Below are 343 nucleotides of genomic sequence, written 5' to 3' on the forward strand. Positions count from 1 at the left end.
GTAGCGGTCTGCCACCCGACCGGCCGTGTACGCGCCAACTGCGCAGCCGAGCAAAGCGACGGCAACAGCAAAACCTGTCACAGCCTCGCCAAGGGCGAACTGGGCTTTCATGGCATCCACGGCCCCATTGACCACGGAGGAATCGAAGCCAAAAAGGAAGCCGCCCACTGCACCGGCGACCGCCAAGCCAATCACTTTCCGGGAAACGTGGGCAGTGGCTTCGGTACTGGATGTGGACATGGGACTCCCTACGGCTGGTCTTGTGGAAGCGGCTGCGGGACGTCATTGGCTGTTCCGGCTGGGATGCCGGCGCACTCGCGCTACACAGTGTGGCATGGAGTAC

The 343-nt window shown here is 63.0% G+C and carries 1 protein-coding gene; it reads right to left on the reverse strand.

The window, feature by feature from the left end; genetic code table 11:
- The coding region (locus tag SCA31_RS22725) for an MFS transporter (RefSeq protein ID WP_410699313.1) at positions 1–240 on the reverse strand (240 nt) is incomplete at its 3' end.
- Positions 241–343: the final 103 nt, after the last annotated feature.

The organism is Chryseobacterium sp. SIMBA_028 (genome assembly GCF_046535285.1).
Classification (GTDB): Bacteria; Bacteroidota; Bacteroidia; order Flavobacteriales; family Weeksellaceae; genus Chryseobacterium.